1 pseudogene is annotated in these 215 nt (G+C 53.5%); it reads left to right on the top strand.

Annotated features, from left to right (window positions below):
- A pseudogene (locus P20429_RS20660) lies at positions 1-215 on the top strand (RTX toxin); the annotation flags it as partial.

Here is a 215-nt window from a genome sequence, read left to right on the forward strand (position 1 = left end):
CACAGCGACCGATGCCGCAGGTAATACCCGTACAATTAGCTCAGATGACTTCGATAATACACCGCCAACACTCACGGTTGATGTTGCAGCACAAAGCGACAGCAACACGCCAATCATAAGCGGCACAAGTGATGCAGGTGAGGGTGCACAAGTGACGATAGTCGTTACCGACAGCAACGGCAGCCCACAAACCATCACCGCCCTTGTTGATGCGG

This window comes from Pseudoalteromonas sp. BSi20429, from assembly GCF_000238895.1.
GTDB classification, from domain to species: Bacteria; Pseudomonadota; Gammaproteobacteria; order Enterobacterales; family Alteromonadaceae; genus Pseudoalteromonas; species Pseudoalteromonas arctica.